The following is a 19,311-nucleotide window of genomic DNA, read 5'->3' on the forward strand; positions in this document are numbered from 1 at the left end:
GTGGCCTACGGATGCGTCATCGCGGCGTGACCTTGAGCACCTTGCCGTTGGTGGCGTCGGTGAGCAGGTAGAGGGCGCCGTCGGGACCCTGCACCACCTCGCGGATGCGCGAGTCCAGGTTCTTGAGGAGGTGCTCCTCGCCCACCACGCGGTCATTGCGCACCATGAGCCGCACCAGTGCCTTGGAGCTCAGGCCGCCGATGAACATGTTGTTCCGCCACTCGGGGAACAGGGTCCCGGAGTAGATGGTCATCCCCGAGGGGGCAATCACCGGGTCCCAGTAGTACACGGGTTGCTCCATGCCCGGAGCCTGGGGACTCTCGTGGATGGGAGCGCCGGAGTAATCCTCTCCATACCCGATGGTGGGCCAGCCGTAGTCCTTGCCTGCCTCGGGGCGGTTGAGTTCGTCACCTCCTTGCGGCCCCATCTCCACCGTCCACAGCCGGTTCTGGCTGTCGAGCGCCGCGGACAGGACGTTGCGGTGACCCACCGACCAGATCTCCGGCTTCGCCTGCGGGTTGTTCAGGTACGGGTTGTCCTGGGGCACGGTGCCGTCGGGGTTGATGCGGACCACCTTGCCGAAGTGGCTCTTCACGTCCTGGGCCTGGACACGGCCCTGGAGGATGGAGCGTTCCCCGAGCGTGACGAACAGCTTGCCGTCCGGGGTGAACACCATCCGTCCCCCGGAGTGCAGCGTCGACTCGAGCGTGGGCATCATGCGGAAGATGACCTGGACGTTCTCCACGCGAGGCTGCGCTCCGTCCACGAGCCGCGCGCGCGCTACCGCCAGCCCGTTGCCGCCCTGGCGTGGCTCGGAATAGGTCCAGTAGATGAGCTGGCTCTGGGCATGGTCGGGTCCCACCTCCACGTCGAGCAAGCCGCCCTGACCGCGTGCGTCCACGGCGGGCAGACCGCTGACGGCGGGGGACTTCGCGCCCTGCTGCGTGACGATGTAGAGCGAGCCGGTGGCCTTCTCCGTCACCAGCATGCGCTGGTCAGGCAGGAAGGCGATGGCCCAGGGGTTCCTGAAGCCCGAGGCAATCTCAGTGACCTGGATGGGTGTCTTCGTCTGGATGGCGGGGACGCGCGTCTGCCCGGGGAAGGCCGGCTTGAACTCGGGTACGTTGGGCGGGCCCTGTGGAACCGGGGGACCGCTGGGGAGCGGATCCTCTGGAACGCCCGCGTCGTCGTCAGGGACGCCAGAGTCCTGTGGTGGAACGCCAGCGTCCTGCAGCGAGACGCCCGAGTCCGGTGGCGTGGGTTCTGGATCCTCCCGGCAACCGACCAGGAGGGTGGCAACGATGAGGGGCATTGAAAGGATGCGCATGCGGCTCACTCCAGAGGGGGAAGGGGAGGGAGCATCGCGTTCTTCGTGAATGGCGGCCACCTCTTTCCCATATCCATGCGCTGGCACCCACTCCAGCCCCACCGCCCTGGTGACCCACCAGACCACGGTGTCTGGGATTGCCATGGATGTCACGGCCGGGCGGCTGTATTGGGCGGATTGGCTGGGGACCGCGCTCCGGAGCGCCAATCTGGCCGACGAAGGTGGAACGTGAGGTGGAGCGAGACCTCGTCTATTACACTCCGCTGGCTCCGCGACCCTTCCCGGGTCCGAAAGGACGAAGTGAAGACGATGAAGAACCCGCTTTTCGGCTGTCTGGCCTCCGCGCTCATGACCCTGACGGCGATGCCCGCGCTGGCTCAGCTCCAACTGCCGGCCCCCAGCCCCGCGGCGAAGGTGTCGCAGGCGGTGGGTGTCTCCGAAATCTCCGTCGAATATTCCAGCCCCGCGGTGAAGGGCCGGAAGATCTGGGGCGAGCTGGTCCCCAACGACAAGGCGTGGCGCAGCGGCGCCAACGTGGCGACGAAGATCACCTTCAGCCACCCTGTCACCTTCGGCGACAAGGCCGTCCCGGCCGGTTCCTACGCCATCGTCAGCCTGCCCTCGCAGAAGGGCTGGAAGGTGATGCTGAACACGGACCTGGGCCTGTGGCGGGGCGGCGCGCCCTATGACACCTCCAAGGACGTGGCCTCGGTGAGCGCCACCACCACGGCGATTCCGGCGCGCGAGCGCCTGGCGTACCTCTTCTCCGACACCACGGACACCGGCACGCGGCTGGACCTGGAGTGGGAGAAGCTGCGCGTCTCCGTGCCCATCACCGTGGACACCGCCGCCTTCGTAAAGGCCAACATCGCGCAGGCGGAGAAGAACGCGGCCAGCATGCACATGAGCGCGGCCAGCTACCTGTCGGACACCAAGGACCATGCCGCCGCGCTGAAGCACGCCGACGCGGCCGTGGCCGCCACCCCCACCTGGTACGCCCACTGGAATCGGGCGGACGTCCTGTCGCAGATGGGCAAGTACGCCGAGGCCCGCAAGGCCGCGCAGACCGCGTGGGACCTGGGGCAGAAGGACAAGAACTTCTTCGCCCGTGAGCAGGTCGCCCAGGCGCTGGCGGAGTGGAAGAACAAGAAGTAGCCCGCCAACGCTCCCGGGGCCCCTCAGCGACGGAGGGGCCCCGTCAGGAGCCGGCGGTAGAGCGCCTCGTAGCGGTCGATGGCGGGTTCCTTCTGGAAGCGCTCCAGGACCCGCGCCCGCGCGCGGCGTGAGAAGCCCTGCCAGCGCTCCGCGTCCTCGACCAGCGTGAGCACGTGCCGGGCCATGGCGGGGACATCCCCCAGCGGCGCCAGGAAGCCCGTCTCTCCGTGCGTGACGAGCTCTGGGATTCCGCCCAGGTCGCTGGCCACCACGGGAACGCCGCAGCTCAGCGCCTCCAGCGCGGCGAGCCCGAAGCTCTCCTGCTCGCTGGGGAGCAGGAAGACGTCGGAGGCGGCGACCAGCTCCTCGAAGCGGTCCTGCTTGCCGAGGAACGCGACGCGGTCCTCCAGGCCCTTCTCCCGCAGCATCCGCTCCGCGTGCGAGCGCTCCGGACCATCTCCCACCATCACCAACCGGCAGGGACGGTGGCGGTGGACCTCGGTGAAGATGGCGACCACGTCGACGATGCGCTTCACCGGCCGGAAGTTGGAGACGTGGATGAGCACCGGCTCGTCGTCATACAGGGCCGGGAAGAGCGCGCGCAGGCAGGCGCGGTCGCGCACCGGGGCGTAGCGCTCGGTGTCCGCGAAGTTGGTGATGACGTCGATGGGGACGCTCTCCGGGATGTCGAAGCCCTGCCACGTCGCGCGGCGCAGGTAGGCCGACGGCACCGTCACCGCGTCGCTGCGCAGGATGGAGAAGCGGGTGATCGGCAGGTAGCTGGGGTCGATTCCCACCAGCGTGGTGTCCGTCCCGTGCAGCGTGGTGACGACGCGCGGCGCCCTGGGGCCCAGCACCTCGCGCGCCATCCACGCGGCGGTGGCGTGCGGCACCGCGTAGTGGACGTGCAGGATGTCCAGGCGCTCGTAGCTGGCGACCTCGATCATCTTGGAGGCCAGCGCGATGGGATAGGTGCTGGACTGCTGGAGCGCCGGGTAGTCGCTCTCCGTCACCTCGTGGAAGACGACCTTCCGGTTCGTGCCGTGGAGACGGACCGGCAGGTCCCGGGCGATGAAGTGGACGCGGTGGCCCCGGTCCGCCATCGCGAGGCCAATCTCCGTGGCGACCATGCCGCTGCCACCGAAGGTCGGAAAGCAGGTGATGGCCACGTTGAGAGGAGCGTTCATGTGCGTGCCGGGAAGAACAGGGGCCGGGCGAAGCCATTCCTGCGGAAGTGGTCGAGCGGGTCGGCCAGTCCCAGCGCCTCGCGCAGGACGTAGGGCTCGCCGTGGGTGACGCCAATCTGCGCGCCATAGAAGCGGTCCCGGGCCTCCAGCGAGGACAGCGACAGCGGTGAGCCCACCAGCGTGGGCGGCGCGTCCGGGCGGGGCATCACCTGGCTGGCGTAGCAGTGCACCGCGGCCAGCTTGCGCTCGTAGACGGCGGAGACGTCCACGATGACGCCAGGCTCGGCCAGATGCCGCAGCGGGTAGTAGAGCACCTGCCGCGGCGTGAAGGGCTCCGCGGCGGGCTCCGCGTCGAACTTGCGCACGCCCGCGAAGAAGAGGGCGCGCGTCACCAGCGCACTGGCCGCCTCGTGGTCCGGGTGTCGCTCCTGCTCCCAGGGCACGACGACCAGCTCCGGACGCAGGCGGCGCAGCGCCTCCACCACGCGGGCCACGGCGGCGGTGCGGGCGCGCTCGGGCTCGGGCGTGTCGAAGCCCGCCCACGGGTGGAGCCATCCGTCGGGCAGCTCCAGGTTCTCCCGGTGGGCCAGCCCCAGCGCGCGGGTGGCGGCTTGCGTCTCCTCCGCGCGGGACTGCAGCGTGCCGCGCGAACTCTTCTCGCCGCGAGTCAGGTCGACGATGCCGGTGCGGTAGCCGCGGGTGGCCATGCTCGCCATCAGCCCACCGCAGAACAGCTCCACGTCATCCGGGTGGGGGCCAAAGGCGAGGACGTCGATGCCGTAGTCGGTGCCGGTCGCGCTCATGGCGTCAGGTCCTTCGAGTCACCGCGGAAGGGGACACACGCGTCCAGCACCGTCTTCGTGAAGGCACGCGCCCCGATGCGGCAGGCGAAGTAGGGCAGCCCGAGGACACGCTCCTGGGGCGCGTCCTCCGGGAAGAGGAACGTGCGCAGGCGGTCCACCTGTTCGGCCGCCGTGGCATCGCGCCGGGCGAGCGCGCGGCGGTAGCGGCCCGTCAGCCGGGACACCGCGACCCGCACCGTGCCTTCGGTGCGGCGCAGCGCGTCCTGGAGGTTCGCGTCCACCGCCGACACCTGTCCGGCGACGCGCTCCAGCTCGGAGGCGAAGGCGCCCAAGAGGCGGGCCTCCAGGGCCTCGGGCGTCTCCAGCGACTCCGGGGCATCCCGCGTGGCCAGCCGCGTGAGCAGCGTGTCGCGCGGCACGTTCACCTCATCCGGCTGGAGCCCCACCTTGCCCAGCCACCGGCGCGCGCGGTCATCGAGCACGCGGAAGCGGGCCCGGGGAATGGCGAGCGGCATCGGCTGGCCCGCGTGGGCGTAGAGCGGCGCCAGTTGCGCGAAGTAGGCCAGCTCGCCCGGGCCGCCGACATACGCCGCCGTGGGGAGCAGGGTGTCCTGGAGGAGGGGGCGCAGCAGCGCGGACGTGGTGAAGCGCAGCGGTTCGCGCTCCAGGGCGGCGTGCAGCGCGTCCTGGGTGATGGTGCTGCCTTCCGGGTGGCCCACCAGACTCCAGGCGCCCGCTTCCGCCGGATCCAGCCGGTAGCGCGGGCCATCGAGCGCCTCCGGTGAGAAGAAGCTGAGCGGCGAGCCTGGGCGGACATGGACCTGCACCGCGTAGCCCGCGCGGGTGAGCGCCTCCGCACGGGCCTCGAGCACCGCGCAGAGTGTCCCCGCTTCCTGGAGGGCGAAGCGATGCACGGGGGCGGCCAGTGGCGCCAGCCGTGCGTCTCTCGGGTCGAGGAAGACAAGGCCCTCGTCGGCGAAGAGGGACGACAGCACGTCGGTGAAGGCTTGCGCGAGCGTGGCTTCGGGACGGTAGGCCTGCTCCAGCAGGCAGAGGAACTCCTCCGCGTGGGGTTCTGCTTCCAACTGGGCGCGGAGGGTGGCCAGGGCGGGGAGGACGCTCGGGCCCAGGTGGCGGTGGGCGATGGGCGCTCGAGACGTTGCTGCACCCGGAAGCTCGAGCGCCAGGCGACAGGGCCCTCCGCCCGGACGTGGGATGACACAGTGATCAATCTCCGGAAGGTCGTGGTCCTCCGTCTGGAGCCAGAAGACGGGAACACAGGGCCGGCCGGTTTCTTCCCCCAGTGCGCGCGCCGTGACGATGGCGGACGCGGCTTTGTAGAGCGTGTACAGCGGGCCCAGGAAGAGGCCCATCTGCTGTCCCGTCACCACCGCCACGGTGCCGGGCCGCGCGAGCAGCGCGAGGTTTCGCTCCCGAGCAGGACTCGGTGCGAGGCGCGCGTTCTGCGCGGCAAGGACGTCCAGCAGCGCGGGCGACACCGTGCGCGACGCGGCGGCGGCCACGGCCCGGGCGCGCGTTTCACGGTGCCGATAGTCGTCGGAAAGGAAGGAGAGCGCGGACGCATCTCCGCGAAGCCACGCGGCCGAGAACGAGGACGTCACGGCATGCCGTACTAACAGGTCGCGGCGGGCGCGCCACCGGAAGTGCATGCGCGCACGGTCGTGGCGGCGGGCGTCATCCCGGAAGCAATGCGGGCCGCGCGCAGGGAAGGGGCCTGTTGTAGGGTCCGCCCGAATGCGGAACCTGCTCCTCGGAATGATGCTGGCCATGAGCCTCGGAATCGGGTCGACGGCGGTGGCGCGGCCTGCTCGGCAGCTCCACGCAGGTGAAGTCGCGGCGGGCCTGAAGCGGCTCGGTGTGACGGGCAGTGTGCTCTATGTCGCGGCCCACCCGGACGACGAGAACACGCGCTTGCTCGCGTGGCTGGTGGGCGAGCGCGGCCTGCGCGCGGGTTACCTGTCCGTGACGCGCGGTGATGGTGGGCAGAACCTCATCGGCACCGAACAGGACGCCCTGCTCGGGCTCATCCGCACGCATGAGTTGCTCGCCGCGCGGAGCGTGGACGGCGCGGAGCAGTTCTTCACGCGGGCGCGGGACTTCGGTTATTCGAAGAGCGCGGAAGAGGCGCTGCGCATCTGGGGACATGAAGCGGTGCTGGCGGACGTGGTGCTCGCCATCCGGCGCTTCCAGCCGGACGTCATCATCACCCGCTTCAGCACGGCGCCGCCGAACCACGGCCACCACACGGCCTCCGCGCTGCTGGCGGCGGAGGCCTTCATCGCCGCCGCCGACCCGAAGCGCTTTCCTGAGCAGTTGTCCGAGGTGACGCCGTGGAAGGCGGACCGCCTGCTGCAGAACGCGTCCTCGTGGTCGTTCAAGCCCGGTGAGGACCTGTCCCGCTACGTGAAGCTGGAGGTGGGCGGCTACGACGCGTTGCTCGGGCGTTCATGGGGCGAGGTGGCCGCGGAGAGCCGCAGCCAGCACAAGAGCCAGGGCTTCGGTCAGGCCCCGGAGCGGGGCCCCAGCGCCGAGTACTTCACGCCGCTGGCGGGGACGCTTCCGAAGCGCGACGTGTTCGAGGGGCTCGACTTCTCCTGGAAGCGTTGGAAGGGCTCGGAGGCCGTGGCCCGCGCGGTGGCCGCTGTGACGAAGGCGTACGATGCGCGCGCCCCTCACCACTCCCTGCCCGCGCTCGTCCGCGTGCACGAGGCGCTGAGCGCGCTGCCGGACACCCACCCATGGAAGGCGCCCAAGCTGCGTGAGACGGAGGCGCTCATCGCCGCTTGCGCGGGGCTGTTCCTGGAGGTGCGTGCCGCCGCGCCCACGGGCATCCCGGGGCTGCCCGTGGCGTTGGACGTGGTGGCGCTGAACCGCTCGCCCGCCGCCGTCGAGTGGGTGGGGCTGACGCTGCCCGGCGAGAAACCCGAGGCCGTGGGGAAGGTGCTGGGCGCGAACGTGCCCCTGAAGCTGTCGCGCACGGTGACGCTGCCGACGACGGCGCCCATCTCCACGCCCTACTGGCTCCGGGAGCCTGTCACCGGAGGGCTCTACACGCTCAAGGGCGAGGACCGCGCGCTCACCGGCCAGCCGGAGGGCGCTCCCGCGCTGTCGGTGGCGTTCGAGTACACGGTCGCGGGCCGGCGCTTCCGCGCGGTGCGTCCGGTGCTCTACGCCTGGACGGATCCGGTGCGCGGCGAGCTCTACCGTGACTTCGAGGTCGTCCCGCCCGTCACCGCCACGCTGGCGCAGGACGTGCTCATGTTCCCCAACGGCGAGTCCCGCGCCGTGCCGGTGGTGCTGGCCGCGGGGATGGATCAGGTGCCGGGCACGGTGCGGATGATGGCGCCGCCCGGCTGGCGCGTGGAGCCCGCGTCGGTCGAGTTCAAGCTCGCGGCGCGCGGAGACGAGCGCACCCTCATCTTCCAGGTCACGCCGCCCCGGGGCTCGACGCAGGAGGGAGTCCTCTCCGTGGATGTCGACGTGGGGGACCGCGCCTGGTCGTGGCGTGCCCGTTCCGTGTCGTATCCCCACCTCCCGCCGTTGACGGTGCGCCAGCCCTCCACGGCCAAGGTGGTGCCGTTCTCCCTGGCCATGAAGGGCAAGCGCATCGGCTACATCCCGGGTCCGGGCGACCGCGTCGCGGAGAGCCTGAGCGCGGTGGGCTACGACGTGACGCTGCTTCCCGGGGAGCGGCTGGCCCGGGAGCCGCTGGAGCGCTTCGACGCCATCCTCGTGGGCGTACGCGCCTTCAACGCCGACACGCACCTGACCGTCCACCGGGAGCGGCTGCTCCAGTACGTGGAAGGCGGCGGGCGGCTGGTGGTGCAGTACAACACCAACAGCCGCGTGGGGCCGCTCACGTCCTTCGTCGGGCCCTATCCGATGGAGATTGGTCGCGACCGGGTGACGGATGAGACGGCGGCGATGACGCCGCTGCGCGCCAATGAGCCGCTGCTGCGCGCGCCCAATGCGCTGACGGCCGCGGACTTCGAGGGCTGGGTGCAGGAGCGGGGCCTCTACTTCGCGTCGTCGTGGGACGCTCGCTATCAGCCCGTGTTCGCCATGCACGATGCCGGCGAGGCGCCGCTCCAGGGCGCGCTGCTGGTCGCGCGTCATGGCAAGGGCACCTTCATCTACACGGGCCTCGCCTTCTTCCGTCAGCTCCCCGCCGGGGTTCCCGGCGCCTACCGCCTGTTGGCCAACATCCTGTCTCCATGAGCACCGCTCCCAACCTGTCCCCCCGTGAGCCCGCCGGCGCCGCCCCCGCGCACCGGCCCGAGATGGATGACGCGCCGCCGCTGCTGGGCTCCTGGCGCAACATCTACATCGTGGTGCTGGGCATCTTCGTGCTGTTCGTCGCCGTGTTCTGGGTGCTCACCGAGGCGTACGCGTGACGGGGCTCGACTGGCTGGTCCTGGGCGCGACGATTGCGTCCATCGTGGCGTGGGGCCTCTGGAAGTCCCGGGGGCAGGCCACCAGCGACGAGTACATGCGTGGAGGCCGTGAGCTGAAGTGGCCCACCATTGGCCTGGCCGTCATGGCCACGCAGGCCAGCGCCGTCACCTTCCTCTCCGTCCCCGGGCAGGCCTACGAGGACGGGATGCGCTTCGTGCAGTTCTACTTCGGACTGCCGATCGCGATGGTCATCATCAGCGCTGTCTTCGTGCCCATCTACTACCGGCTGAACGTCATCACCGCGTACGAGTACCTGGAGTCGAGATTCGACCTGAAGACGCGGCTGCTGGGCGCCTTCCTCTTCCTCATCCAGCGCGGCCTGGCCGCGGGCATTACGATCTACGCGCCGGCCATCATCCTCTCCACCATCCTCGGTTGGCCGCTGGAGCCCACGGTCATCGTCATGGGTGCGCTCGTCATCCTCTACACGGTGACGGGAGGCTCCAGGGCGGTGAGCCAGACGCAGAAGCAGCAGATGGTGGTGATGATGGGCGGCATGGTGGTGGCCGCCGTGGTCATCCTCTGGCGCTTGCCGGCGAACGTGTCGTTCGGCAAGGCGGTGGACGTCGCTGGCGCGTTCGGCCGGATGAACGTGGTGAGCTTCGACTTCGACATGCAGGACCGTTACAACTTCTGGTCCGGCATCACGGGAGGGCTGTTCCTGTCATTGTCGTACTTCGGCACGGACCAGTCCCAGGTGGGCCGCTACCTGACGGGCCGCTCCATCTCCGAGAGCCGGCTGGGGCTGCTCTTCAACGGCGTGCTGAAGATCCCGATGCAGTTCTTCATCCTCTTCGTTGGGATTCTGGTCTTCGTCTTCTACCAGTTCAGCACGCCGCCGCTGCTCTTCAACGAGGCGCTGCGCACCCGCGTGCAGGGCACGCCGCAGGCGACCGAGTACGCCGAGCTGGAAGCGAAGTGGGAGCAGGTCCAGTCCGGCAAGCGCGCGGAGGTGGAGCGCTACCTGTCGGCCGTCGAGTCGGGCGACGTGGCGGCCGGCGAGGCGTCACGGGCGCTGCTCCAGGGCGCGCAGCAGCAGGCGAGCGCGGTCCGCAAGGAGGCGAAGGCCATGGTGGCGCGCGCGCTTCCGGGCGCGGAGACGAAGGACTCGGACTACATCTTCATCACCTTCGTGAAGCGCTGGTTGCCAAGCGGGCTGTTCGGGTTGCTCATCGCCGTCATCTTGTCCGCGGCCATGAGCTCCATCTCCAGCGAGCTGTCGGCGTTGGGGACCACCACGACGGTGGACTTCTACCGGCGGGTGTTCAAGCCCGGCGCCTCGGACCGGCACGTGCTGGTGGCGTCCAAGCTGTTCACCGTGTTCTGGGGGCTGGTCGCGGTGGCCTTCGCGACCTTCGCTTCGCTGTTGGACAACCTCATCCAGGCCATCAACATCCTGGGCTCCATCTTCTACGGCACGGTGCTGGGCATCTTCCTGGTGGCCTTCTTCGTGAAGCGCGTGCGAGGCCATGCCGTGTTCGCGGCGGCCGTCATCTCCCAGGCGACGGTGATTGCCCTCTACTTCCTCTCCGACGTGGGTTACCTCTGGTTCAATGTCATCGGCTGTGCGCTGGTGATGGTGCTGAGCCTGGTGATGCAGGGCGTCCTGCCGCGCGGGGAGACGCCGGCCCCGGCGACGGGGGCCTGAGTCCGCGGGGGCCTGGGATTGGTGGGCGATGCGGGGTACTGCCCTTCAACCGCTGCCAGCATGGAAGAGGCCATCCGCGCGAAGAACGCGCGGACCCGCTCCTCCTTTTGTCGCTCACGGACTCGATGCCTTCACGGAAGCGCTCGCAGCCCTGCGGAAGGCCGAGGGCGTCTGGCCGAAGTGCCGATGGAACGCGCGGTTCAGTCCGGACTGACTGGCGAACCCCGCCGCATGCGCGATTTCGCCAATGGAGTCGTCTCCGTCCCGCAGCCGCTGCGCGACCAGGTCCAGCCGGAGGTTCATGAGATAGGTCATGGGAGGATGTCCGATGCGTTTCTGGAAGAGCAGGGCGAACCGGGTGCGGGACATTCCGGCTCGCGCGGCCAGTTCTGCGACGGACCAGGGTCGAGCGGGGTCCATGTGGAGCTGATGGAGGGCCTCTGCCAGTCGAGGCTCGCGCAGGCCCGCCAACCATCCCGGGGGCGTCTCCTCCGTGTCGAGGAGCAGGGCACGCAGCACCTGGACGAAGAGTGCCTCCGTGATTCGGGCGGCGGCCGTGGCCGCACCGGGAGCAGAGGAGGCTGCTTCGTGTGCGAGGGATTCCAGCAGTGCGCGGAGCGCGGGAAGGGAGGCCAGCTTCGTGCGTCCCAGGTGGACGACGCGGGGGAGCCCGCGCAGCATGCGGAGTCCCTGCGCTCCCTCGGCGGCGAACTTGCCGCAGACCAGACGGGAGGACTCGCCCGCTCCGCCCGCATGATGAACGCCTTCCACCGGGGAATGCCGCGCGACGAGCTGTGCCAGGGGAACGACCGGTGCTTCCCGTGAGGACAGCAGCACGTGCGCCTGACCGTCGAAGAGGACGACCAGCTCACCGGCCTCCAGGTGGAGGACCTCGCGTGAGGTGCGCACCACGCACCGTCCTCGCTCCACCAGGTGAAACGACGCGAAGGGGCCTTCCGGCAGGTCCATGCCCCAGGGGGCGCGCAGCTCCCATGCGGCATAGATGCTTCCTTTCAGGCGCATCCCGCGAAGTACCGCCGAGAGGGGCTCCATCCTCATTTCATCCTTCCGGGACGCCGGGCACGGGAATTGGAACGGGCGGCCAAGCAGGTCTCCTCGCTGGGTTCTACACGTTCAGAGTCGAGCGGGAGTCCACGCCCGGATTCCCATTCCCACTCGCCCGGGAGTTCATTGGTGTCCATGAAGGTTCGTCGAGCGGCCTTGTTTCTTCTTGTCACTGTCATGGCAGGCGTGGGAGTCGCCGCGCCGCCTCAACCCGTTTCGAAGAAGGGTCCGACCATGGTCGTGGAGTACATCCGTTATGACGTTCCCGCCGAGCGGGCGGGGGCGTTTCTCGAGGCGTATCAGCTCGCGGGTGAGCACCTGCGCGCCTCGTCTCACTGTCTGCGCTATGAAGTGAGCCGGGGCGTGGAGGAGCCGCACCACTTCGTTGTCCGCATCGAGTGGGACTCCGAGGAGGGCCACCTTCAGGGGTTTCGCCGGAGCCCCGAGTTCCGGAAGTTCTTCGCGCTCATCAAGCCCTTCGTCTCCGATATCCAGGAGATGAAGCACTACCGCGTCGAGAGTGCCTGGAGCCGCCCGTGAGCGAGCCGTCCCTTCCGGATGGACGCGGGGACTCCAGCTCCGTGCCATCGTTGTACGTGTGGGCGGGAGGGGCCGAGGCCCTCGCGCGATTGACGGAGCGGTTTTACGAACGCGTGCGCGCGGACGCGCTGTTGGGCCCTGTCTTCGAGCGGATGTCCGCGGCACACCCGACCCACGTCGCCCATTTCCTGGGCGAGGTCCTGGGAGGGCCTCCCCGCTACAGCGGCGAGAGAGGAGGGCATCCCGAGATGGTTCGCCATCACCTCGGGCGACACCTGACGGAGGCGCAGCGACGACGCTGGACGGAGCTGCTGCTCGATTGCGCCGACGAGGTGAAGCTGCCGGAGGACCCCGAGTTCCGGTCGGCGTTTGTCGCCTATGTCGAGTGGGGGTCGAGGCTCGCGGTCATCAACTCCCGAGAAGGCGTGAGCGTGGACCTGGAGGCGCCCATGCCTGTCTGGGGGTGGGGTGTTCCGGGCGGTCCATACCGTCCTGGATAGGAGGCGCCACGTCTTGCCCGGGAACCCGCCACGGGTTCCTCGGGTCAAATCCAGTCCGCTCATGACGAGCGTGGATCCGAAGCAAAAAGGCCCCGCCGGGTCAGGGCAGGGCCTTCTTTTTTGCTCCCCGAGTGAAGCCCTGCGCGAACTCGTTCTCTGTGTTTCTCTGAGAGGACTCAAACTCTCTGCGGGCCGAAAACCGAATGATATCCAGTGTTCTCAAAGAGGGGTAGGGGCAAGCCCTTCCATCGGGGGCCGATTGAATGTCCGCAAACTACACGGTGGGTGACCTCCCGCCCATGGTGTTGATCCTCGCGACGCCCGATTCACAAGGAGTGTGTGGCGGCGACGCGCGTGAGCTCGCGGGCGACGCGCTGAGGTAGGTGGAAGTCGCATGCTTCGAGGCGAGCGCGGGACCTGGGATGCGCGAGGGCCTTGGCCTGGAGCTCCCGTGGTCAATCGCGGCCCGCCCGGCAGCGGTCCACGGCCTGCGAGGGCAGGCCTTCGTAGGCGGTGTCGAGCCAGGCCGCGCGCAGCAGCAGACTGGTACGCCCCGCTGCCGCCCCCCGGTGCTCCACCTCTCCCTTCGCCGCTACAGGCGCTCGATGGCCGGTCCCCTATGCGTCGCGCTCACTCGCTTTTGACGTACGCATGACTCCGCGACCGAAGTCTGGGTAGGCACAGGCGGTCCGACAGGAAGCGCCGCCAGCGGCTGTAACGGACCGGGGTAATGGATCGCAGGCGGGTCACCCAAGCTGTTCGTAGCGGGGTCGGCCAAGCGGATCGCCCTGGGGGCGGCCAAGCGGACCTTGAGCTGGAGCAATCGGGACGGCGGTCCGTTCCACGCTGAAGACAGTTGGAAGAAACGCGGCTGGGAGAGAGTTGGTGCGGTTGCGCCGAATGGGGACGGGTGCGCGCGAAGTGGCCCGGCTGTTGGGCATGGGGCCTCGCGCGTCTGGCTCCGACCTGGGGGGCGTGCGAGAGTGCCCATCCCCTTTATGCGCCTGATGAACAAACTCTCCGTAGCCATTGCTGAAATGATGCTGGTGCTGGCCGCTTGCAAGACGACGGGCCCTGCACCCGCCCGCGATATCCCCACGGCCATGAACCAGGCCGCGACGACCCTGCTGCAGTCACGACTGCTGCACGCAACGTCGATCGCAGTGGTCTATCGCGGCGAGGAGTTCATCCTGCATCGGGGTGAGCTGGAGACCGGCAAGTCCAATCCGCCCGATGATTCGACCCTCTATGAGATAGGGTCGGTCAGCAAGACCTTCGTCGGCCTGCTGTTGGCAAACGCTGTCCTCGAAGGTAAGGCGACCCTCGACGACCCGATACAAAAGTATCTGCCGTCCGCCTATCCGAACCTTCAGTCAGACGGCGGGCCGATCCGTCTGCGCCATCTGGTCACACACACCAGCGGCATGCCGGGGATGTTGCCACTGCAAGTGAATGAGGTGTTGAGGGACTTCGCTGCGCATGCCACCCCGGCAAAGCTCAATGCTGCCTATGCGGACTACGGGCGGCCGCAGTTCTGGCAGGACCTGCACACCGTCAGCATCAAGGGCCCGCTCGGCAAGGACTATGCTTACTCGAGCGCCGGCACCGAGTTGGTCGCGCACACCCTTGAGAAGATCCACGGGGCTCCCTACGAGTCGTTGCTCGCGGAGTTCCTGGCGCGGGAAGCCGGTATGCACGACATGTGGCTGCGCCTGCGTGCCCAGGACGCCAACCGCTTGGCTCCTGGCTACCACAGCGACAACCCGGTCGGTACCACGCCGATGCCACTCCTGCCCTGGGGCGCGGCGGGAGCCTTGAAGGCGACGATGCCGGAGATGGTGAAGTACTTGCGCTTGCAGTTGAGCAACCATCCTGCGGTGACAGAGTCACACAAGCCGCTGGTGCGCTTCGCGGAGGACTTCAGCATTGGCTATTTCTGGAACATCGGCCAGAGCAGCCAGTTGGGCACCCACTACGTGCATCACGGCGGCGTGCCTCGCGCGCAATGCTATCTCTACCTCGTGCCGAAGTATCAGTTGGGGGTGTTCATCATCACCAACCAGAGCGGCGATGCGACCGCTAACGCCATGGAACGCGCGCTGGCGCCCCTCTTTGACAGGGTCGAATCCATGCAGGGTCGCTAGCACGGCGAACAACAGGGAGTGAGTACGCGTCGAGCCCCCGCAGACTTCTCTCAGCTCGACAAGTCGTCGGAGAGCATGTGGAGCAGGGAGGCCGAGGGCTCACGGGTCGGAATCGAAGAGGCAGGTCAACGCGAGGCCCATGAGGGCCTGCCGGTGCGCACCGTCTACCTGCGTGGCCCCGTAGCTGTCCCGGCGGTGTCGTCCGAGACTGGCTTCGCCTGGCGCGGAGAGGCGGAGCGCTTCGGTCGCGCGCACGGTCAGGTGGCCGTCCTGGTGGGTCGCACCGGAGGTCCCGCGGAGTTGCTGCTGTGTGGCAACGAAGCGCCGCCATCCGCGCCATGAGTACGGGCGGCAGCCGCAGACCCGTGTCGAGACGAAGTCGGGGCGCGAGCTTCACCGTGCCGCCATGAAGTCGCGCCATCGTCCACGAACCAGAGTAGGTTCCCCCTCCCTGTTCGTTGGAGTTCCGTCGATGCCACAAGCCACACCGCGCTCGTCACTTCTGGGAGCGCGTCCCAGCGTCTTCCTGCTCGCCGGAGCGTTCGTCACCGGCATGTTCCTCTTCGCCCAGGGCGGCTGCGGAGGTGACGAGTGCCAGGACGCCGCCGACTGCCGTGAAGACAAGGGACCGCCGGCTTCGAACACGGAGTGGGTCTGCGAGGACAAGCGCTGTGAGCAGCATTCCGTCCAGGTGCCGCCCCCGGATTCCGGCACGGACGCGGGGACGCCCGACGCGGGGACGCCCGACGCGGGGACTTCCGACTCGGGTCCCACCACGGTGAGCGTGCAGGTGCTCGCGTTCAATGACTTCCACGGGCAGCTCGAGGAGCCCGCGGGCCAGATTCTGACGGGCGTGGCCCCCGACGGTGGACCGGTGCGGGTGAGCGCGGGCGGCGTGACGTACTTCGCCCGGCACATCGCGGCCCTGCGGGCCACCCATCCGAACACGGTGGTGGTAGCGGCGGGAGACCTCATCGGCGGCTCCCCGCTGCTGTCGGGGCTCTTCCACGACGAGCCCACCGTCGAGGCGATGAACCTGATGGGCCTGGACCTGGTCGCGGTGGGCAACCACGAGTTCGACGAGGGCAGCACGGAGCTGTTGCGCATGCAGTCGGGCGGCTGCCACCCGGTGGATGGCTGCCTGGACGGGGATGGCTTCCCGGGCGCGAAGTTCAAGTTCCTGGCGGCCAACGTGGCCACGGGCGTGGACCGCACGCTGTTCCCCCGCTACGACGTGCGCGAGTTCGAGGGCGTGAAGGTGGCCTTCATCGGCATGACGTTGGAGGACACGCCGGAAAGCGTCATACCCACGGGAGTGGCGGGGCTCACCTTCAAGGACGAAGTGCAGACGGTGAACGCGCTGGTGCCGGAGCTGCGGCGGCAGGGCGTCGAAGCCATCATCGTGGTGGTGCACCAGGGCGGAATTCCGACCTCGGGCTCGCTGGTGAACGAATGCAAGGGCGCGGGTGCGGACGGCCTCATCTCAGGTGCCATCGTGGGCATGGCCAAGGGCCTCAACGACGCGGTGGATGTCATCGTCAGCGGCCACACGCATCAGGCCTACAACTGCGTCATCGATGGCAAGGTCGTCACGAGCGCCTCGTCGATGGGGCAGCTCGTCACGGACATCGACCTGACGTTGAGCAAGGCGACGGGCGACGTCGTGGAGGCGCGAGCGAACAACGTCATCGTCACTCGCGACGTGCAGGAGGTCGGCGCGGTGAAGGAGCTGGTGACGAAGTACCAGGAGCTCGTCGCGCCGAGGGCCAACCGGGTCATCGGATGGGTGTCGCAGACGCTCAGGACACAGACGGACTCCGCGGGCCAGTCCACCCTGGGCTTCGTCATCGCGGACTCGCATCTGGAGGCGACGAAGCCCGCGAACCTGGGTGGGGCGCAGGTGGCCTTCATGAACCCGGGCGGCATGCGCGCGGGCATCGCCCAGGGCGAGGTCACCTACGGCGAGGCCTTCACCACGCAGCCGTTCGGCAACAGCCTGGTCACCCTGACGCTGACGGGCGCGCAAATCGAGCAACTGCTGGAGCGGCAGTGGCGGCCGTCGGGAGCCACCCTCATGCTGCTTCCGTCGGCGGACTTCACCTATGCGTTCAGCGCGTCGGCGCCCATCGGAAGCCGCGTCGACCCGGCGTCCATCCGGATCAACGGCGTGCCAGTGAGCCTGACGGCGGAGTACCGCGTCACCGCGAACAACTACCTCGCGAGTGGGAGTGATGGCTTCCCGGTGTTCGCCGAGGGAACGAACCGGCTGGGTGGCGCCGTGGACAGCGACGCGCTGGAGGCATACCTGAAGGCGCACAGCAGCATGGCGAGCCCCTTGCCCGCCCCCGCGCTCAATCGCATCACCATGCTGCCCTAGCACGGCGGACACCACGGTGGAGGGGGCGCACAGCAACTCCCGCGCCGCCTGGGCTTGCGACTGGCCCGCTGCCACCTTGGCCACCGCCAGGCACCGCCGCAGGGTGAGCGGGCAGCCAGTCCTCTCTCCCCAACGCGTCAGGCGTCTGCGGTCACGACAGCCCATCCTTGCGGCGTTTCTGGGTGCGGCTGCCTTACAGTCGGCCCGTCACCTCGCCAGTGGTGACGTTGGCCGAGGCAAACGTGTGCACCACGTCCTTGCAGCCGCGGGCGCCGATGACGGGGCGCTCTCCTTTCAGACACCGATGTCGAGACGCGGGCGAAGGTGCTCCGGCGTCCCCCTTCCTTGAAGCGCCAAGGCCTGCGAGGTAGAGAACGACGCCTCATCTCCGCAGGGGGCGGGGATTCAGGGCAGGGACGCCTTCATGAACCCACGTGGCGCCGAGAAGGAATACCTTCAAGATGGCCTGCGCAGCGGCCTCAAGCTCGACGCGCGCTTCGACGCCCTGACGCCCCACCTCCACGTGGCGTGGATCTCCTGGGACAGCGGCTTCCGCGGTTCGGGACTGCGCGTGGGCGACCGGGTCATCGCCATCGACGGTCAGCCCGTCGTCAAGCCACCCGACCTGGCCACCACGCAGCGCACCGTGCCCTCCATGCTCGGCCAGTACGCCGAGAGCCAGACCTGGGACAAACAGGGGCGAAAGGAGGGTGACAAGGTCCAGGTGCGAATCGTTCGCCGGCGCGAGCCCGGCGATGGCTGGGAGGAGCACGAGTTCAGCGGCGCCCTGCTCCATGAACGCACCTGGAGCATCGCCGATACGACGCGGCAGCTCATCGGACCGGGAGGACCCGAACGCATGGGTCGCGACGGCTTCGACGCGACCTGGATGTCATGGCTCGAGAAGCGCGTCTTCGACTGGGAGCGCCTGCTCGACAGCACCTTCGGCGCCTGGCGCACCTCGCGAGGGACGCGCGCGGAACTCGCGAATCACCTCGGACACAAGGCCCGCGTCGACTTCCTCGTCGAGCATCATCCCGGCCCCTTCGCGACGGCGATGCGCGAGGACTGGGAGACGGTGCGTGCCTGTCTCGATGGAGACCTCGTCACGCTCCCGGCGGATGCCCTTGAGTTCCGCACCCGGGGCGAGGAGCAGGTGAAGGCCATCGGCCTCCAGGCCGCGGCGGCGTGGAAGGTCCTGCTGGAGGCGCGTGCAGGGGAGACGCTCGGCGCCTTCCCCGTCGTCGACCCCTTCCGGGGTGACCGCTCGGCGGTGACCGGCAAGCTGGTCTCGCTGCCGACGCTGACGCAACGGGAGTGGCTGGTCGACATGGGCAAGGGCTACCTGGCCTGGAACCAGTCCGGCGCCTGGGTCTTCTGCCCCGCCAACACCCCGGCCATGAACAAGGTCTTCTCCGCCATGCAGCGCTACCAGAAGCGCGTTGCCCCGTCGGTGAGGCTCGACATCGCCGTGCTCGGCCGCATCCTTCCGGATCCCCGCCTGCTCGCGGGCTCGGGCCGCACCGCGGCCGGCCTGGAGGTGGAGCCCGTCGCCGCTCTGGTCGGCGGCGTGGTCTGCGTCGATGTCAGCGACCCGAGCGAGGGCGGACCGCGCTTCGCCGGAGAGGAGACGCTCAGCCAGGAGAGCTTCGGCGCTCCGGCCGACGACGCGAGCCCGCGCGAGGTCCTCACCGCGATGATTTCGGCCGTGAAGCGCGGTGACCAGGAGACCTGGAACGGCCTCTTCGCGGACTGGCGCGCCGTGCCAGACGCCGACCGGCCCATCTACTACCCGGTCTGGACCTGGAACGGCCGCGACAGCGACTGGGTGCGCGCGCGGCGCCTCATCCTCGACAAGGTGCTCGACGCGCGGGTGCGCTGGATGGGTGAGGTGCGGGTCGTCATCCGGGGCGACGAGGCCCCGGGCCTGCCGCGCGTCGAGGAGGTCGAGTTGGAGCTGGACCACGTCGGCCTCTTCGAGGGCCAGACCCGCACCTTCAACTCAGTCGACGTGCGTCGGCGCTGGACGGTCCAACGCCGCAACGGTGGCCCCTGGCGCATCACCAGCGAGCAGAGCCTGTAAGGAGCA

Annotated in this window: 15 protein-coding genes; 10 read left to right on the forward strand and 5 right to left on the reverse strand. The window is 68.8% G+C overall.

Translation table 11 applies throughout. The features are described from left to right. Positions 1-16 precede the first annotated feature (16 nt). Positions 17-1,327: a PQQ-dependent sugar dehydrogenase gene (locus tag D7X12_RS01440; RefSeq protein ID WP_120623470.1), complete on the reverse strand. Its 1,311-nt coding sequence runs from the start codon at positions 1,325-1,327 to the stop codon at positions 17-19. 300 nt (positions 1,328-1,627) lie between these two features. On the opposite strand from D7X12_RS01440, the gene D7X12_RS01450 reads away from it, so the two are divergent. Continuing rightward, the gene (locus D7X12_RS01450; protein WP_120623472.1) at positions 1,628-2,482 is read left to right on the forward strand and encodes a DUF2911 domain-containing protein; all 855 of its coding nucleotides are present in this window, start codon (positions 1,628-1,630) and stop codon (positions 2,480-2,482) included. Positions 2,483-2,505: 23 nt separating this feature from the next. Here the strand turns inward: D7X12_RS01450 and bshA are convergent, their stop codons facing one another. From bshA to bshC, 3 genes are read right to left on the reverse strand one after another with little or no spacing between them, the layout of a single operon-like run. Beyond that, on the reverse strand, positions 2,506-3,669 hold the full coding sequence (bshA, locus tag D7X12_RS01455) for an N-acetyl-alpha-D-glucosaminyl L-malate synthase BshA (protein WP_120623473.1): 1,164 nt from the start codon (positions 3,667-3,669) through the stop codon (positions 2,506-2,508). Then, positions 3,666-4,472 carry a bacillithiol biosynthesis deacetylase BshB1 gene (gene bshB1 / locus D7X12_RS01460; protein WP_120623474.1) on the reverse strand — a complete coding sequence of 269 codons (807 nt, stop codon included), beginning with the start codon at positions 4,470-4,472 and terminating at the stop codon, positions 3,666-3,668. Before bshB1 ends, bshA begins: the two co-directional genes overlap by 4 nt. Beyond that, complete coding sequence (gene bshC / locus D7X12_RS01465; RefSeq protein ID WP_208718773.1) at positions 4,469-6,142, reverse strand: bacillithiol biosynthesis cysteine-adding enzyme BshC; 1,674 nt, start codon at positions 6,140-6,142, stop codon at positions 4,469-4,471. Before bshC ends, bshB1 begins: the two co-directional genes overlap by 4 nt. 85 nt (positions 6,143-6,227) lie before the next feature. Between bshC and D7X12_RS01470 the strand changes: the two genes are divergently transcribed. The 3 genes from D7X12_RS01470 to D7X12_RS01480 are packed head-to-tail and all read left to right on the forward strand — an operon-like array spanning position 6,228 to position 10,596. Next, entirely contained in the window at positions 6,228-8,711 is a 2,484-nt protein-coding gene (locus D7X12_RS01470; RefSeq protein ID WP_120623476.1) for a PIG-L family deacetylase, read from the forward strand. Continuing rightward, entirely contained in the window at positions 8,708-8,887 is a 180-nt protein-coding gene (locus tag D7X12_RS01475) for a hypothetical protein (RefSeq protein WP_120623477.1), read from the forward strand. The genes D7X12_RS01470 and D7X12_RS01475 overlap by 4 nt, the downstream gene beginning before the upstream one ends. Then, a complete protein-coding gene (locus D7X12_RS01480; protein ID WP_120623478.1) occupies positions 8,884-10,596 on the forward strand; it encodes a sodium:solute symporter family protein in 1,713 nt (570 codons plus the stop codon). The genes D7X12_RS01475 and D7X12_RS01480 overlap by 4 nt, the downstream gene beginning before the upstream one ends. Positions 10,597-10,710: 114 nt before the next feature. On the opposite strand, the gene D7X12_RS01485 is transcribed toward D7X12_RS01480, so the two are convergent. Next, positions 10,711-11,649 carry an AraC family transcriptional regulator gene (locus tag D7X12_RS01485; protein WP_158619919.1) on the reverse strand — a complete coding sequence of 313 codons (939 nt, stop codon included), beginning with the start codon at positions 11,647-11,649 and terminating at the stop codon, positions 10,711-10,713. Between the two features lie 246 nt (positions 11,650-11,895). Between D7X12_RS01485 and D7X12_RS01490 the strand changes: the two genes are divergently transcribed. From D7X12_RS01490 to D7X12_RS01525, 6 genes are all read left to right on the forward strand, one after another. Beyond that, positions 11,896-12,201, forward strand: coding sequence for a putative quinol monooxygenase (locus D7X12_RS01490; RefSeq protein ID WP_120623480.1), 306 nt, complete (start codon positions 11,896-11,898; stop codon positions 12,199-12,201). After that, positions 12,198-12,701: a group II truncated hemoglobin gene (locus D7X12_RS01495; protein ID WP_208718775.1), complete on the forward strand. Its 504-nt coding sequence runs from the start codon at positions 12,198-12,200 to the stop codon at positions 12,699-12,701. Before D7X12_RS01490 ends, D7X12_RS01495 begins: the two co-directional genes overlap by 4 nt. 983 nt (positions 12,702-13,684) lie before the next feature. After that, positions 13,685-14,845 (forward strand): serine hydrolase domain-containing protein, encoded by a 1,161-nt coding sequence (locus D7X12_RS01505; protein WP_244224280.1) that lies wholly within the window; start codon positions 13,685-13,687, stop codon positions 14,843-14,845. A gap of 18 nt (positions 14,846-14,863) precedes the next feature. Beyond that, positions 14,864-15,187: a hypothetical protein gene (locus D7X12_RS43940; RefSeq protein WP_244224281.1), complete on the forward strand. Its 324-nt coding sequence runs from the start codon at positions 14,864-14,866 to the stop codon at positions 15,185-15,187. Positions 15,188-15,317: 130 nt separating this feature from the next. Further along, entirely contained in the window at positions 15,318-17,222 is a 1,905-nt protein-coding gene (locus D7X12_RS01515) for a bifunctional metallophosphatase/5'-nucleotidase (protein ID WP_120623482.1), read from the forward strand. A gap of 424 nt (positions 17,223-17,646) precedes the next feature. After that, positions 17,647-19,305, forward strand: a complete 1,659-nt coding sequence (locus D7X12_RS01525; protein WP_120623483.1) for a hypothetical protein — start codon at positions 17,647-17,649, stop codon at positions 19,303-19,305. Positions 19,306-19,311: the final 6 nt, after the last annotated feature.

The organism is Corallococcus sicarius, assembly GCF_003611735.1.
Taxonomy (GTDB): domain Bacteria; phylum Myxococcota; class Myxococcia; order Myxococcales; family Myxococcaceae; genus Corallococcus; species Corallococcus sicarius.